Origin of the sequence: Paucibacter sediminis (assembly GCF_030254645.1) — a bacterium.
GTDB classification, from domain to species: Bacteria; Pseudomonadota; Gammaproteobacteria; order Burkholderiales; family Burkholderiaceae_C; genus Paucibacter_B; species Paucibacter_B sediminis.
Map to the genome: position 1 here is coordinate 805418 of NZ_CP116346.1, position 15422 is coordinate 820839.

Below are 15422 nucleotides of genomic sequence, written 5' to 3' on the forward strand. Positions count from 1 at the left end.
GCTCCTCAAACAGCTTCAAACTGGCGCAGATCGACCTTGGCCTGGTCGAAATCGAACCATGGATCGGGCTCGCCATCGAGCGCGAACTGCAGCTCGGCCCAGAGCGCTTTGCGTCCGGCGTGGTCGTCCAGGATGCGGGCCTTCACATGGTCCAGGCCCACGCGGCCGACGTAGTGCACGGTGCGCTCCAGGTACCAGCCCTCCTTGCGGTAGAGCTGCATGAAGGCGCCGGTGTACTCCAGCACCTCCTCGGCCGTCTTCAGCTTGGTGAAGAAATGCGCCACCTCGGTCTTGATGCCGCCGTTGCCGGCGATATACATCTCCCAGCCGCTGTCCACGCCGATGATGCCCACGTCCTTGATGCCGGCCTCGGCGCAGTTGCGCGGGCAGCCGCTGACCGCGAACTTGACCTTGTGCGGCGCATACATGCGCCACATCGCGCGCTCCAGGTCCTTGCCCATCTGGGTGCTGTCCTGCGTGCCCATGCGGCACCATTCGGAGCCCACGCAGGTCTTCACCGTGCGCAGGGCCTTGGCATAGGCATGGCCCGAGGGCATGCCGATGTCCTTCCAGACGTTCACCAGGTCTTCCTTCTTCACGCCCAGCAGGTCGATGCGCTGGCCGCCGGTGACCTTGACGGTGGGAATCTGGTACTTGTCCACCGCGTCGGCGATGCGGCGCAACTCGTCCGCGGTGGTCTCGCCGCCCCACATGCGCGGGATCACCGAGTAGCTGCCGTCCTTCTGGATATTGGCGTGGGCGCGCTCGTTGATGAAGCGGCTCTGCGGATCGTCCTGCGCCTCCTTGGGCCAGGAGGAAATCAGGTAGTAGTTCAGCGCCGGGCGGCAGCTCGCGCAACCGTTGGGCGTCTTCCAGCCCAGGGTCTGGTAGACCGCATCCAGGCTGGTGAGGTGCTCCGCAAAAATGGCATCGCGCACGTCCTGGTGGCTCATGTCGGTGCAGGCACAGATCGCCTTCTTCTTGGGCGTGGCCGAATAGTCACCGCCGGCAGTGAACATCAGCAGCTGCTCCACCAGGCCGGTGCAGCTGCCGCAGGAGGCGCTGGCCTTGGTGTGCTTGCGCACCTCTTCGAGCGTGAACAGGCCCTTCTCCTTGATGGCCTTGCAGATCGTTCCCTTGTTGACGCCGTTGCAGCCGCAGACCTCGTCGCTGTCGGCCATGGCGGCCGCCTTGCTGTGGCCCTGGTGGCCCACGTCGCCGATATTGCTTTCGCCGAACATCAGCTTGTCGCGGATGTCGGCCACCTTGCGGCCCTCGCGCAGCAGCTTGAAGTACCAGCTGCCGTCGACGGTGTCGCCGTAGAGGCAGGCGCCCACCAGCTGGTCGTTCTTGATGACGAGCTTTTTGTAGACCCCGGCGAAGGGATCGCTCATCACGATCTCTTCGCTGCCCTCGCCGCCCATGAAATCACCGGCCGAGAACAGGTCGATGCCAGTGACCTTGAGCTTGGTGCTGGTCTGGCTGCCCTGATAGCGGCCGATGCCGAACTCGGCCAGATGGGTGGCGCAGACCTTGCCCTGCTCGAACAGGGGCGCGACCAGGCCATAGGCGATGCCGCGGTGGGCCGCGCATTCACCGACCGAGTAGATGCGCGGGTCGGTGGTGGTCTGCATGGTGTCGCTGACGACGATGCCGCGGTTGCAATGGATGCCGGCCGATGCGGCCAGCTCGGTATTGGGGCGGATGCCGGCGGCCATCACGACGAGGTCGGCCGGGATCTCCTTGCCGTCCTTGAACTGCACCGCCATCACGCGGCCGTCTTTGTCACCAATCAGCGCCTGGGTCTGCGCGCCGAGCAGAAAGCGCAGGCCGCGCTGCTCCAGCGATTTGCGCAGCAGCTCGCCGGCATGGTCGTCGAGCTGGCGCTCCATCAGCCAGTCGCCCAGGTGCACCACCGTCACCTGCATGCCGCGCAGCATCAGGCCGTTGGCGGCCTCCAGGCCCAGCAGCCCGCCGCCGATCACCACCGCATGCCGGTACTTGGTGGCGGCCTCGATCATGGCGTTGGTATCGGCGATGTCGCGGTAGGCGATCACGCCGTCCAGGTCCTTGCCGGGCACCGGCAGGATGAAGGGGCTGGAGCCGGTGGCAATCAGCAGGCGGTCGTAATCGGCCTCGGTGCCATCCTCTGCAATCACACGGCGCTTGATGCGGTCGATCTGCGTCACCTGCTTGCCCAGGTGCAGGGTGATGCCCTGCTCTTCGTACCAGGAGAGCGGGTTGAGGATGATCTCGTCCACCGTCTGCTCGCCGGCCAGCACCGGGCTCAGCAGGATGCGGTTGTAGTTGGGATGCGGCTCGGCGCCGAACACCGTGATGTCATAGAGATCCGGCGCGATCTTCAGCAACTCTTCCAGGGTGCGCACACCGGCCATGCCGTTGCCCACCAACACCAGCTTCATCTTTTTCATGAGCGCACCTCGCATCGACTTGAAATTTGATTCGCACAATCCATGCCCGACCAATAATCGCGGCCATGAGTTTTGACATTGCCATCGGCCTGGCCAGCGCGCGCGGCCCGCGTGCCGATATGGAAGACTGCGCCGCGGTGCAGCGCGATGCCGCACGCGGCTGGATTGCCGCGGTGGCCGATGGCGTCTCGGCCGGCGGCGGCGGCCGCATGGCGGCGCGCACCACCGTCACCAGCCTGGTGCAGGACTTCTTCGCCGCACCGGCCGACTGGGACGTCAGCGTGGCGCTGGACCGCCTGATCGGCGCGCAGAACACCTGGCTCTACGGCCATAACCGGCGCCAGCGCCAGGCCGAGCACGACGAGCCCGCCGCGCTCACCACGCTCAGCGTGCTGGCCCTGCATGGCGACCGCTACACCCTCGCCCATGTGGGCGACACCCGCATCTACCTGCTGCGCGGCGGCGAGTGCCTGGCGCTGACGCAGGACCACAAGACCGATGAAGGAGGAGGCGGCGCGCATTTCGCGCGCCTGGCCCGCGCCATCGGCCTGCGCGAGCGCCTGCAGATCGACTACGCCAGCGGCGAGCTGCACGCCGGCGATCGCCTGCTGCTGTGCACCGATGGCGTGCATGGCGCGCTGAGCGCCAAGGCCCTGGCCCAGCTGGCCGGCGGCCATGGCACGGACGAACCGCAGGCCGCCGCCGAGGCGCTGGTGCAGGCCGCGCTGGCCGCGGGCAGCCACGACAACGCCACTGCCCTGCTCCTGCAGGTGCGCGGCCTGGGCAGCGAAGGCAGCAGCCTGCTGGACGCCGACCAGGGCCTGCCGGTGCCGCCGCTGCTGGCGCCGGGCCTGCAGCTCGACGGCCTGACGGTGCAGGCCCTGGTGGCCGACAACGGCGTGCACCGGCTCTACCGCGTGCAGCGCCAGTCCGACGGCCAGCTGCTGGCGCTCAAGACCCTCTGCGAGGGCCGCGCCGGTGACCCGCAGGAACGCGCCATGCTGGCCCATGAGGGCTGGCTGGGCCAGCGCCTCGCCGGCGCCGGCCTGGTGCGCGTGCATGCCCATGCCGGCGCTGCTTCCTGCTTCTACCTCTTGTTCGACTGGCAGGAGGGCCAGACCCTGGAGCAGCTGATGACGGGGGACGAGGGCCGTCCGACCTTGGCGCAGTTCCTGAGCGCGGCCAGCGCGCTGGCCGCGGCCCTGGGCCGCCTGCACCGCGCCGGCGTGGTGCATCGCGACATCAAGCCCGCCAATCTGCAGCTGGGCGCCGACGGCCAATGGCGCATCCTCGACCTGGGCGTGGCGCTGTCGGGCCGCGAGCCCGAGGCCCTGCGCGATCTGCATGCCGGCACGCCCAGCTACATCAACCCCGAGCAATGGGCCGAGCCGCCCGCAGCGCCCGATGCCGGCAGCGATCTCTACGCCCTGGGCGTGACGCTCTACCAATGGCTCACCGGCCACCTGCCCTATGGCGAGATCGAGCCCTACCAGAGCGCGCGTTTCCGCCGCGATCCGCGCGCGCCCTCGCGCAGCCGGCCCGAGGTGCCGATCTGGCTTGACCATGTGCTGCTGAAGGCGGTGGCGCGCGAGGCCAACAGTCGCTTCGAGACCGCCGAGGAATTGCTGCTGGCGCTGGAGCGCGGCGCCGCCCGCCCCCTGCCCGCCCCCGGCAGCACGCCGCTGGCGCGCCGCAACCCGCTGGCGCTGTGGCAGATCGCGCTGGGCATCTCCTTGTTGTTCAACGCCCTGCTGGTCTACTGGCTCTTGTTCCTGCCGCGATGAATGATCAGGCCTCATAGCTGGCCTTGCCGGTAGGCTTCGCGGCCCGTGGCGCGGGCCCAGCGGGCCGGGCCCGGCCGCCGCGCTCGGCCCAGGTGCGCGTCCAGCGGATCTGCACCACGCGCAGCATCGCCAGCATCGCCAGCGCAAGGACAGCGAAGGCGACGAAACCCCACAGATAGCTGCCGACATGCTGCTTGGACAGGCCCATGGCATTGGGCAAGAAACCGCCACCCAGCGCCCCGATCTCGCCGATCATCGAGCCCGCCACCGCGGTGCTGAGCGGCCAGCGCAGCGGCACCAGCTGGAACAGCGCGCCATTGCCGGCGCCGAGGGCGGCAAAGCACAGCATGAAGAGCAGGGTCGTCACCGCCACCGACTGGCCGCTGAGCCCGCACAGCAGCAGGCTGCCCGCCACCAGCAGCAGCACGCCGCTGAGGGTGTTGACGCCGCCGATGCGGTCCGAGATATAGCCGCCCGCCACGCGCACCGCCGAGCCCATCAGGGTGGCCAGCATGGTGAGCTGGCCGGCCTCGATCTTGGTGACCTTGAACTGGTCGTAGAAATAGGTGGGCAGGAAGCTGGCGAGGCCGATGAAGCCGCCGAAGGTGACGATGTAGATCAGGCTGAAGGCCCAGCCGTCCTTCTCCCACAGGCAGGCCAGGTGCTCGCGCAGGCTCTGGTGCTCGCGGTCCGGCGGCTCCTTGGCGGCGAACCACATCACCGCCATCGGCAGCAGCATGGTCAAGGCGGCCAGGCCGTAGACGGCCTGCCAGCCATAGGCGGTGGCCAGCGGCGGCGCGAACAGCACGGCCAGCACCGTGCCCGAATTGCCCGCGCCCGCCAGGCCCATGGCCAGGCCCTTGTAGCGCGGCGGGAACCAGCCGCTGCCCAGCGACAGCGCCACGCCGAAGCTGGCGCCGGCAATGCCCAAGAGCACGCCCATCAGCAGCACCTCGTTGTAGCTGTCCACCATGGTGTAGCCGAAGGCCAGGGCGGCGACGATCAGGCTCATCTCCACCATCGCCGCGTTCTTGCGGCCGATGTATTGCGAGAGCACGCCCAGCGGAAAGCGCATCAGCGCGCCGGCCAGGATCGGCACCGAAATCATGAAGCCCTTCTGCGCGGCATTGAGCCCGAAGCTCTCGCTGATGAAGGGCGCCATGGCACCGTTCAGCACCCAGACCGCAAAGCAGAAGTCGAAGTACAGGAACGAGGCCAGCAGGGTGGGCCAATGACCGGAGCGCACAAAGGTCTTGAAGCTGGACATGCTGCGGATCGCCAGGTTGAGGGACAGAAGAAGAACGCCAAAAGGCCGCGTCGAGCACCGGGCTCGTCGAGGCCTTGAAAAAGGAAGCTGTGAGAAAAAAACCGCGGCGCGCCATTGCGCCACGCCTGGGTACTTGCAAGCGCCGTGCCAAGGGCGGGCGGGGCCAGCCTTGCCTTATGCTGGCGCCCCATGTCCGAGCCCGATCTGCCCAGCCATCTGCTCCTGCTGAACCCGCCCGATGAAGGCTTGGCGGAGGCCTTGCGTGCGCTGGGCTGCGGCGTGCAGATCTGCCGCGAGCGCCACGCTTTGGTGCAGCACGCACAGGAACAGCCCAGAACCGCCTTGCTGCTGTGCGCCGCCAGCGCGGCCGAACTCGACCCGTGGCTGGAAGCCCTGGCGGGGCTGAGCCCCCCCCTGCCCGGCGTCTGCATCGCCGCGGCGAGCAGCGCGGAGCAGCAGCAACGCGGCCTGGCCCTGGGCCTGCAGGTCTGGCTGGCCGCGCCGCCGCCACCCGCCGAGCTGCTGCGCCAGCTACGCTGGGCGGGCTGGCAGGCGCGCCGCCTGGAAGCCCTTCAAACCCAGCTGGACGAGCGCAAGTGGACCGAGCGCGCCAAGGGCCTGCTGATGGCAGCGCGCGAGATCGACGAGGACAGCGCCTTCCGCCTGCTGCGCGAGACCGCCATGCAAGCCCACCTGCGCCTGGGCCAGGTGGCGCGCTCGGTGGTGCAGGCGGCGCAGCTGGCCGAGGCGGTGAACCTGGCCGGCCAGCAGCGCATGCTCTCGCAGCGCCTGGTGAAGCTGATGGCGCAACGCGCCGCCGGCATCGAGGCGCGCCGCGCCAAGGCCTTGCAGGACGAATCCGCCGCCCGCGTGGATGCCAATCTGGCGCGCCTGCCGGCCCTGCTGGGCGCCGAGCATGGGCCGGCGCTGGGCGGCTTGCAACAGGCCTGGCAGGCCCTGCGCGGCCTGCTGGTGGGCAAGCCCACGGCCGATGTGCTGCGGCGCGCCGAGGCCGCCGCCCAGACACTCCTGCAGCGCTCCGAGCAGCTCACCGCGACGGTGGTGGCGGCGGGCGCGCAGCAGCCGCTGCGCCTGGTGAATCTGTGCGGCCGCCAGCGCATGCTGAGCCAGCGCCTGGCCAAGCAGGCCTTGCTGGCCGATCTCCTGAACGGGCAAGACCCGACCCTGCTGGGCGCGGGCTTGAGCGAGTTCGAGGCCGGCCTGCTGGAGCTGGAGGCAGCGCCGCTCAGCAATGCCGAGATCCGCGCGCTGCTGGCCGAGGTGCGCGAGGAATGGCTGCGCCTGCTGCGCAGCCTGCGCGAGACCCAGGGGCCCGAGGCCGCCGCCGGCCTGGCGCGCAGCAGCGAGCTGCTGTTGAGCCAGCTCGACGCGCTGACCGCGCAATACCAGCAGAGCCTGCAGACCCTCCTGGCCTGATCAGGCGGCGTTCTCGACGCGGCGATGCCGCGTGTAGAGAAAATCGATCACCGCCTTGCGCGCCGCGACATAGCGCGCGTCCTCGGCCAGGGCCACGCGTTCGCGCGGGCGCGGCAGGTCCACCGCATAGATCTCGCCGATGCTGGCGGCGGGGCCGTTGCTCATCATCACGATGCGGTCCGAGAGCAGCACCGCCTCGTCGACATCGTGCGTCACCATCACCACCGTGCTGCGGGTGCGCGCGACGATCTTCAGGAGCTCGTCCTGCAGATGCGCGCGCGTCAGCGCGTCCAGCGCGCCAAAGGGCTCGTCCATCAGGAGCACCTTGGGCTCCATCGCGAGCGCGCGCGCGATGCCCACGCGCTGCTTCATGCCACCCGAGATCTCGTGCGGGCGCTTGAACATGGCGTGGCCCATGCCCACCAGCTCGAGCGCATCCTCGGTACGCTGCATCAACTGGCGCTTGAGTTCGCGCGCGCCGAACACCGATTCCACCGCCAGCAGCACATTGTCGAAACAGCTCAGCCAGGGCAGCAGCGAATGGTTCTGGAACACCACCGCGCGCTCGGGGCCGGGCTCGGCGATCTCGCGGTTGTCGCACAGCAGCACGCCGCTGGTGGGGCGCAGCAGGCCGGCGATCAGGTTCAGCAAGGTGCTCTTGCCGCACCCCGAGTGGCCGATCAGGGTGATGAACTCGCCGCGCTGCACCTGCAGCTCGATCTGCTGCAGCGCGTGGAAGGAGCCCTTGCGGGTGTTGAAGCGCATCTCGACGTTCTGCACCTCGATGAAAGCTCGCTGGCTCATGATTCACTCCTCCTCGAAGCTGAAGCGTTTGGCGACGGCGATCAGGGCCCATTCGAGCAGCAGGCCGACGATGCCGATCACGAAGATGGCGATGATGATGTGCTGGACATTGAGGTTGTTCCACTCGTCCCAGACCCAGAAGCCGATGCCCACCCCGCCGGTCAGCATCTCGGCCGCCACGATCACCAGCCAGGCCGTGCCCACCGAGAGGCGCACGCCGGTCAGCACATAGGGCAGCACGGCGGGCAGCAGGATGCGGGTGATGACCTTCCATTCGCTGAGCTTGAGCACGCGGGCCACATTCAGGTAGTCGGCCGGCACGCGCTGCACGCCCACCGCGGTGTTCACCACCATGGGCCAGATCGAGCAGATGAAGATGGTCCAGATCGCGGCCGGATTGGCGCTCTTGAACACCAGCAGGCCGATCGGCAGCCAGGCCAGCGGCGAGACCGGCTTGAGCAGGCTGATGAGCGGCGAGACCATGCGGCTGGCGAACTCGAAGCGGCCGATGATGAAGCCCAAAGGGATGCCCACCGCGGCGGCCAGGCCGAAGCCCAGGCCCACGCGCTGCAGCGAGGCCAGGATGTTCCAGCCTATGCCCTGATCGTTCGGGCCGTTGCGGTAGAACGGGTCGGCAAACAGCTTGAGGGCGGCATCGAAGGTGAGGGCCGGGGTGGGAAAGCTGCCGCCTTTTTGCGTCAGCAAGCCCCACACCCCCACCAGCAGGGCCAGGCCCAGCACCGGCGGCAGCACGCGCATCCAGAGGGCGCGCCAGTCGAAGGGCGGCCTGGCGGGCCGGGCGGGGAGCGGCGCCCTGGCCACCGGCTTGGCCGGCGCGGCGTCCTCGCGGGTGGCCGCGAGCGGATCATGAAAGACAGCGGAGACCATGGCGCCCTCCTCAGGCTTTGACTTTGAAGGCATCGGCGTACTTGGCAGGGTCCTTGCCATCCCACACCAGGCCGTCGATGAACTTGCTGCTGCGCATCGGCTCCTTGGGCACGCTGATGTTCAGCTGCGCCGCCGCCTGCTTGTAGAGCTCGATCTGGTTGATCTGCCTGGCCACGCCCAGGTAGTCGGGATGCTCCTTCAGCAGGCCCCAGCGCTTGTGCTGGGTGAGGAACCACATGCCGTCGCTGAGGTAGGGAAAGGTCACCGCCCCGTCGTTGAAGAACTTCATGTGGTTGGGGTCGTCCCAGGTCTTGCCCAGGCCGTTCTGGTAACGGCCCAGGATGCGCTGGTTGATCGCATCGACGCCGGTGTTGACATAGGCCTTGTCGGCAATCACGTCGGCCATCTTGAGCTTGTTCTGCAGGCCGGCATCGATCCAGCGGCCCGCCTCCAGCACGGCCATGATGACGGCGCGCGCGGTGTTGGGGTACTTCTTGGCGAACTCGCCCGTCGTGCCCAGCACCTTTTCGGGATGGTCCTTCCAGACGTCCTGGGTCGTCACCGCGGTGATGCCGATGCCGTCCATGATGGCGCGGTGGTTCCAGGGCTCGCCGACGCAGTAGCCGTCCATATTGCCGACGCGCATGTTCGCCACCATTTGCGGCGGGGGCACGGTGATGACCTTGGCGTCCCTGACCGGGTTCACGCCATGTGCGGCCAGCCAGTAGTTGAGCCACATCGCATGCGTGCCGGTGGGGAAGGTCTGCGCAAAGGTGTACTCGCGCTTCTCGGCCGCCATCAGCTTGGCCAGCGAGGCGCCATCGATGGCACCCTTGTCGGCCAGCTTCTTCGACAGCGTGATGGCCTGGCCATTGTTGTTGAGCGTCATCAGCACGGCCATGTCCTTCTTGGGGCCGGCAATGCCCAGATGCACGCCATAGATCAGGCCGTAGAGCACATGGGCCATGTCGAGTTCGCCGTTCACCAGCTTGTCGCGCACGCCGGCCCAGGAGGCCTCCTTGGTGGGGATGATCTTGATGCCGTACTTCTTGTCGAAGCCCAGCACCGCGGCCATCACCACGCTGGCGCAATCGGTCAGCGGGATGAAGCCGATGCGCACCTCCTCCTTCTCGGGCTTGTCGGAGCCGGCGGCCCAGACCGTGGGGTGCAGCGCACCCACGGCAGCACCGGCGGCGCCGGCCAGCAGCTTGCGACGGTCTTCGCTCATCAAACCCTCCTTGCGCTTCTCGCTCATTGACATCTCCAAACAAGGCCACGGAAAAACAAAAAGGCGCCACGACCATCCAGCGCTTGCAGGGGCAAGCACCAGGGGTCGGACGCCTTTGTCCAGATTTCAGCTGAGCCCGCGCCGTTGCGGCCTCAACCTTGTTTAGCAGGAGCCGTGCCAGCCCTTGCTGCCTTGCGCCGGCGCCGCCATGCACGCTTGCAAGGCGGAATCAGCCGCCGCGCACCCCGATTTGGTGCGGACGCAGCAGGGCCTGCGCCTCGATGATGCGGTCGGCCACCTCGGCCAGCGGCTCGCCGCGGTCCATGGCCAGGCGGCGCAGGCGCTTGTAGGCCGCGTCTTCGTCCAGGCCCAGCTCCTGCATCAGGATGCCCTTGGCCCGCTCCACGCTCTTGCGGCCGGCCAGCTGGGCCTGGGCGCGGCCCAGCTCCTGGCGCAGGGCCAGGTCTTGCTCGAAGCGCGCGATCGCCACCTGCAGCACCGGCGCCAGGCGCTCGGCCTGCAGGCCCGCCACCACATAGGCGCTCACACCGGCCTTGAGGGCGCGGCGCATCGGGTCGTCGCTGGCATCCTCGGAGAACACCACCACGGGCCTTGGCATGCGTTCGTGCAGGGCCGCCAGGTTTTCCACCGTGTCGCGCGTGGGCGATTCGCTGTCGACGATCACCACATCGGGCTTGAGGCGCAGCACGCAGTCATGGATCAGGGTGGCCTGCTCGATCACGCCCACCACCTCGCAGCCCTGGCGCGTGAGCTCCTCGCGGATCAGCTGCACGCGGTTGGCGCCGTCGTCGATCAGCAGCACGCGCAGGCCGGGGGTGGCGGCGCGGGGATCGGGGTGCGGCGATGGCGGCGTGGGCAGCGACATGTGGGGCTGCGCTCACGCAACTTCCATGCCGCGCTGCCGGACAATCGGCCTCCCTCCCTGCTCCCGACGACGAACTCCGCACCATGAAACCGCGCTCCCTGGCCCTGGTCGCCCTGTGCTTGCTGCTGGCCCTCGGCGCCGCCGGCCTGTTCTGGCTGCGCGGCAATCTCGACCGCCTGGTGCGCGACGCCATCGTCGGCTATGGCAGCCAGATGACGCAGGCGCCGGTGCGGCTGGGCGCCGTCAAGCTCAGCGCCGGCGACGGCCTGGGGGTGTTGCGGGAGCTCAGCATCGGCAACCCGGCCGGCTTCAAGACCGCCCACGCGCTGCGCGTCGAGCAGATCGCGATCGCCGTGGACCTGGCCTCGCTGACCCGCGAGGTGGTGCTGATACGGCAGATCGAGCTGATCGCCCCCGACTTGATCTACGAGAAGGCCGGCGGCCGCACCAACTTCGATGCGCTGCAGGCGAATATCGCGCAGCAGCTGGGTGCGAGCGGCGGCGCGCCCGCCAGGGATGGCAAGCCAGGCAAACGCTTCATCGTCGAGAGCTTTGCGCTGCGCAAGGCGCGTGCCCAGGTGAGCGCCGGCTTCCTGCAGGGCAACACCGTCTCCATCGCCCTGCCCGACATCAGCCTGCGCGACATCGGCAAGGCCCAGGGCGGGCTGACGGCCGACGAACTGGGCCAGGTGATCGCCCAGGCCATCAATCGGCAGCTGCGCGCCTCCATCAGCTTCGACAAGCTGCTGAAGTCCACCGAGTCGGGGCTGGAGAGCGTGGGCCGGGCGGTGAAGGGCCTGTTCAAGTAAGGCCGCAGCTCACTGCTTGAGGATCCACTTCGCGATCTGCCGCGCCTCGGCCTCGCTCACCAGGGGGCGCTCGCTCTGGTCGGGCATGGTGGCCTTGTTCCAGTGCGGCCCGCCGGTGGCGGCGCTGCCCTTGCGTATGGTGGCCACCATCGCCACCTCGGCATTGCCCTTGCCCTTCCAGAACTTGGCGATCTTCTGGAACGAGGGCGCGGCGCCGTCCTCCTTGAGGGCATGGCAGCCCATGCACTGCTTGTCCTGCACGAGCTTCTCGTTGGCCATGACCGCGCCGGGCAGAACCAGCAGCATGAGGGCCGCGAAACGCAGAGATGTCTTCATAGCAAACCTCCGTTCACCCAGGGTCTGTCTAGACCTTAGGCGTCTGCCAAGCTTCAGCATTGCGGGAGATCAAGGCATGGCGGGCGGCAGCGCCGCCGCGCTTCAGTGCCCGCCGGCGACGGCGGCGTCGAGCTCGGGGCAGTGCCCCTGGGCGCCCTGGGCGAGCAGGCTGCGCAGCGCCGCGCAGGCATGCACCGGCCGCCGCCCCGCGGCGGTGGCGGCGGGCATGGACTGGCGCAGCAGGCGCTCGAGTTCGGGTGCGGCCAGGCCGGGTCGGCGCGCCAGCAGCAGGGCGGCAATACCGCTGACCTGGGCGGCCGCGATCGAGCTGCCCGAGATCGCGTCGTAATGGCCGCCCGGCGCGAGCGTGAAGACATCGACGCCCGGCGCATACAGCACGCCTGGCGCCGGGTCGCGGCCATGCTCGAGCGCGTCGATCGCGATGACGCCGGCAATGCCGGTCGGGAAGCCCTCGCGCCGACCGCTGGGCGGCACCGCGCCGACAAACACCGTGCCATGCTGCAGGCCGCGCTCGACGATGCGCCGCAGCAGCGCGTCGTCCGGCCCGCCGAGGCTGAGATTGACGATGTCGGCCTTGGCATGCAGCGCGGCGATCAGGGCCTGCGCCAGCGTGAAGCTGTTGCACTGCCCCTGGCCGGCGCCGTTGACCCAGCAGCCGCGCAGGCTCAGCAGCCGGGCGTCGGGGGCGATGCCGGCAATGCCGATGCCGTTGTTGGGCTGCGCCGCGATCACGCCGGCCACCGCCGTGCCATGCACCTCGGCGGGCGCACGCCCATCGGCCACCAGATCGGCGGCGACCAGCCGACGGCCCAGGTCGGGATGGGCCAGGTCCACCCCAGTGTCGACCACCGCGATGCGCACGCCCTCGCCGCGCGACCAGCGCTGCGCGGCGGCCACCCCCATGTCCTGCAGATTGCGCTGCAGGGCGGCATAGGGGTCGTTGTAGTCCGCGCCACGCAGCGCATGGCCGGCCAGGGGCTGGGCGGACTCCACGCGCGCATCGCGCTGCAGCGCGGCCAGCACCTGCTCGCGCTGCGCGCCCGCGGGAATTTCGTACACCAGGCAATGCAGGCCCAGCAGCTCGATCGGCCAGGCCGCCACCTCGCGCAAGCCATGGCTGCCGGCAATGCCACGCGCCAGCGCGAGCGCACTGCTGCTGGCCCGGTAGGCGCCGGCACCCGCATAGCCGCGCGGTGTGGAGCCGGCATAGCCCTGCGGGCTGAGCGCCAGGTTGTGCACCGTGACGACGACATATCGCTCCGGCTGCGACAGCACCGCCTCGCCCAGCGGCACGGCCTCCGGCATCGGCATCGGCATCGGTAGCTGTGGCGCCGGGCGCAGCGCAGCGCATGCCGCCAGCAGCAGGGCCAGCAGGGCCGGCAGCAGGCGCGCACTCATCGCGGCGCCGCGGCCAGCGGCTCGGCAAAGCGCACGCGCGGGTCGGCACGCAGGCGCGCCAGCACCGCGGCCAGCGCCTCGGGCGTGGACGACGGGCTGCCGCGCAGCGCCAGGGTGAACAGGCCGGCCTCGGAGGGCCCCGCCACCGCCACCAACTGATGCGCCTGCAGCAGGCCCTGCAATTCCGCCAGGCTGAGGCTGGGCGCGAACAGCACGCGCAGGCGCGCCTCGCCGGCCGGCTGCGAGCTCAGCGTCAGGTAGCGCGGCGCGGCATCCAGCGCCGCCGTATCGGGCCGCCAGAGCGTCAGGCCCAGCAAGAGGCTCAGGGCCAGCGCCTGCACCAGCACCGCGGCGCTCAGCCAGGCCACCAGGCCACGCGGCCGGCGCAGCGCCGCCAGGCCGGCCAGCCAGGGCCTTTGGGTCGCCGGCGCGCGGGCGGGATGCACGGCTTTGGCCGCGGCATCGATGCGCTGCATCAGCTTGCGCAGGCCCGCCTGTGGCGCGTACTCCAGCTGCACCGGCGCGCGCATCAGGCCGCGCAACTGCTGCTGCGCGCGCAGCTCCTGGCGGCAGGCCGGGCATTGCTCGAGATGGGCCGTCAGCTGCCGGGCCTGGCCCTCCGGCAGCGTGCCATTCACATGCCAGGGCAGCAGCTGCGCCAGCTCGCTCCTGCAGGTGGCGGTTTCGCGGGCTTGCTTCATCGCGATATCCTCATTTCTGCCCCGACAGATCCGGCAGCAATTGGCGCAGCTTGCGGCGCGCGTGGAACATGCGCGTCTTCACCGTGTTGACCGGGCAGTCGGTGATGACGGCAATCTCTTCGCAGCTGTGGCCCAGGTAATAGGTCAGCTCCAGCACCAGGCGCTGCTCCAGGGGCAGGGTGGCGAGCGCGCGGTCCAGCAGCTCGCGGCGCTCGAACTCGCTGGCCGGGTCCTCCTGTTCGATCGGCTCGTCCAGCGCCGTCGCATGCGGGCGCACGCTGGCATGGCGCATGGTCTTGAGGGCGCGCCGATAGGCGATGCCGACGATCCAGGTGGAGACGCGCGACGCCGCGCGGAACTCGCCGGCGCTCTGCCAGACGATCCAGAGCGTGTCGTTGATGATTTCCTCGGCCAGCTCGTAGCGCAGGGTCACGCGCGTCAGAAAGCGCGCCAGCCGGCGGTGGTAGCGGGTGTAGAGCTCCTCGAGCGCGCTGCGCTCGCCGGCCGCCACGCGCCGCAGCAAGGCCAGGTCATGGGCGTCGTCCGCCCCCAGGCCGCCGGGCTCCGGCATCAGGCCTTTGGGTTCACCCAGCACATGCACGCTCCGACCTCCTTGCTCCGCCATCTCATCAGCAACGCCCGCCATGAGTACCCGCCAGGCGCGCCACGGTTCAATCGCCCGCCTCAAAATTTCCAGGCGGCGCTGAGCGCCCAGCGCCCATGGGCGGCATTCACGCCGAACAAGCGGCGCGCCGCCGCGCTGCTGTCGATGCGCGCCAGGCTCAGCTCGGCGCGCCCGAACTGGGCGGCCAGGCCCAGATCCCAGGCGCGGTAGGACTCCCCCAGCAGCGCCCTGGTGTCGTAATGGCCCAGCGAGGCGGTCAGCGCCAGCGGGCCGGCCGGCGTCCAGCCCAGCGGCTGCCGCGCCACCAGCTCGTAGGCGCGCGTCGCCTGGCGCTGGACCAGGCCGTAGTCGGCGCGGCGCCCGGCATTCGGCGCCAGCCCCACGCTCAGGCTCAGGCGGTCCTCGAAGCGCAGGCTGGCCGAGAGCTCGTCGGCGTCCGGCCGGCCATAGACCGACGCGTCGGCATAGCGGTAGTGCACATAGCGCAGCGCCGCGGCCCAGCCGCGCGGCAGCGTCAGGCCCAGGCCGGCGTAGAGATTGAGCTCATGGTTGCTGAGGTTGGACGGCGCGCGCGTCGCGGCCGAGGCCCAGAGGCCGGCGAACCAGCCCCCGGGCAGGCCGGCATGCAGATCGGCCTGCAGGGTGGGCCGGCCGCGCGCCTGCAGCACGCCACGGAACACGCTCTCGTTGGTGAGCAGCAGTGAGCCGCCCAGCAAGGGCTGCGCGGCAGCCGGCACGGCGGCCAGTGCCAGCAGCCCCACCCCCAGCGCAGAACTCCCTACGGCCATGCAGCGCCCCAAAAGCAT

General features: G+C 69.5%; 14 protein-coding genes. 3 read left to right on the plus strand and 11 right to left on the minus strand.

The features are described from left to right. Positions 1 to 5: 5 nt before the first annotated feature. Positions 6 to 2432: a nitrite reductase large subunit NirB gene (gene nirB / locus PFX98_RS03710; protein ID WP_285233831.1), complete on the minus strand. Its 2427-nt coding sequence runs from the start codon at positions 2430 to 2432 to the stop codon at positions 6 to 8. A gap of 65 nt (positions 2433 to 2497) precedes the next feature. Between nirB and PFX98_RS03715 the strand changes: the two genes are divergently transcribed. Next, positions 2498 to 4216: a bifunctional protein-serine/threonine kinase/phosphatase gene (locus PFX98_RS03715; protein WP_285233832.1), complete on the plus strand. Its 1719-nt coding sequence runs from the start codon at positions 2498 to 2500 to the stop codon at positions 4214 to 4216. A 4-nt stretch (positions 4217 to 4220) separates the two neighbouring features. Here the strand turns inward: PFX98_RS03715 and PFX98_RS03720 are convergent, their stop codons facing one another. Further along, positions 4221 to 5483 carry an MFS transporter gene (locus tag PFX98_RS03720; RefSeq protein ID WP_285233833.1) on the minus strand — a complete coding sequence of 421 codons (1263 nt, stop codon included), beginning with the start codon at positions 5481 to 5483 and terminating at the stop codon, positions 4221 to 4223. 189 nt (positions 5484 to 5672) lie between these two features. On the opposite strand from PFX98_RS03720, the gene PFX98_RS03725 reads away from it, so the two are divergent. Further along, positions 5673 to 6920: a type IV pili methyl-accepting chemotaxis transducer N-terminal domain-containing protein gene (locus PFX98_RS03725; protein ID WP_285233834.1), complete on the plus strand. Its 1248-nt coding sequence runs from the start codon at positions 5673 to 5675 to the stop codon at positions 6918 to 6920. On the opposite strand, the gene PFX98_RS03730 is transcribed toward PFX98_RS03725, so the two are convergent. The 4 genes from PFX98_RS03730 to PFX98_RS03745 all read right to left on the minus strand — a co-directional run bounded on the left by PFX98_RS03730 (position 6921) and on the right by PFX98_RS03745 (position 10726). Then, positions 6921 to 7724 (minus strand): ABC transporter ATP-binding protein, encoded by an 804-nt coding sequence (locus PFX98_RS03730; protein ID WP_285233835.1) that lies wholly within the window; start codon positions 7722 to 7724, stop codon positions 6921 to 6923. A gap of 3 nt (positions 7725 to 7727) precedes the next feature. Beyond that, entirely contained in the window at positions 7728 to 8612 is an 885-nt protein-coding gene (ntrB, locus tag PFX98_RS03735; RefSeq protein WP_285233836.1) for a nitrate ABC transporter permease, read from the minus strand. A gap of 10 nt (positions 8613 to 8622) precedes the next feature. Further along, the gene (locus tag PFX98_RS03740; RefSeq protein ID WP_285233837.1) at positions 8623 to 9840 is read right to left on the minus strand and encodes a CmpA/NrtA family ABC transporter substrate-binding protein; all 1218 of its coding nucleotides are present in this window, start codon (positions 9838 to 9840) and stop codon (positions 8623 to 8625) included. 229 nt (positions 9841 to 10069) lie between these two features. After that, the gene (locus PFX98_RS03745) at positions 10070 to 10726 is read right to left on the minus strand and encodes an ANTAR domain-containing response regulator (protein ID WP_285233838.1); all 657 of its coding nucleotides are present in this window, start codon (positions 10724 to 10726) and stop codon (positions 10070 to 10072) included. A gap of 83 nt (positions 10727 to 10809) precedes the next feature. Between PFX98_RS03745 and PFX98_RS03750 the strand changes: the two genes are divergently transcribed. Next, positions 10810 to 11535: an AsmA family protein gene (locus PFX98_RS03750; RefSeq protein ID WP_285233839.1), complete on the plus strand. Its 726-nt coding sequence runs from the start codon at positions 10810 to 10812 to the stop codon at positions 11533 to 11535. Between the two features lie 9 nt (positions 11536 to 11544). Here the strand turns inward: PFX98_RS03750 and PFX98_RS03755 are convergent, their stop codons facing one another. The 5 genes from PFX98_RS03755 to PFX98_RS03775 all read right to left on the minus strand — a co-directional run bounded on the left by PFX98_RS03755 (position 11545) and on the right by PFX98_RS03775 (position 15404). After that, on the minus strand, positions 11545 to 11871 hold the full coding sequence (locus tag PFX98_RS03755) for a c-type cytochrome (RefSeq protein ID WP_285233840.1): 327 nt from the start codon (positions 11869 to 11871) through the stop codon (positions 11545 to 11547). Positions 11872 to 11973: 102 nt separating this feature from the next. Then, positions 11974 to 13290 carry a S8 family peptidase gene (locus PFX98_RS03760; protein WP_285233841.1) on the minus strand — a complete coding sequence of 439 codons (1317 nt, stop codon included), beginning with the start codon at positions 13288 to 13290 and terminating at the stop codon, positions 11974 to 11976. Continuing rightward, positions 13287 to 13991 (minus strand): anti-sigma factor, encoded by a 705-nt coding sequence (locus PFX98_RS03765; protein WP_285233842.1) that lies wholly within the window; start codon positions 13989 to 13991, stop codon positions 13287 to 13289. The genes PFX98_RS03760 and PFX98_RS03765 overlap by 4 nt, the downstream gene beginning before the upstream one ends. Before the next feature lie 10 nt (positions 13992 to 14001). Further along, the gene (locus tag PFX98_RS03770; protein WP_285233843.1) at positions 14002 to 14592 is read right to left on the minus strand and encodes an RNA polymerase sigma factor; all 591 of its coding nucleotides are present in this window, start codon (positions 14590 to 14592) and stop codon (positions 14002 to 14004) included. 83 nt (positions 14593 to 14675) lie between these two features. Continuing rightward, the gene (locus tag PFX98_RS03775; protein WP_285233844.1) at positions 14676 to 15404 is read right to left on the minus strand and encodes a TorF family putative porin; all 729 of its coding nucleotides are present in this window, start codon (positions 15402 to 15404) and stop codon (positions 14676 to 14678) included. Positions 15405 to 15422: the final 18 nt, after the last annotated feature.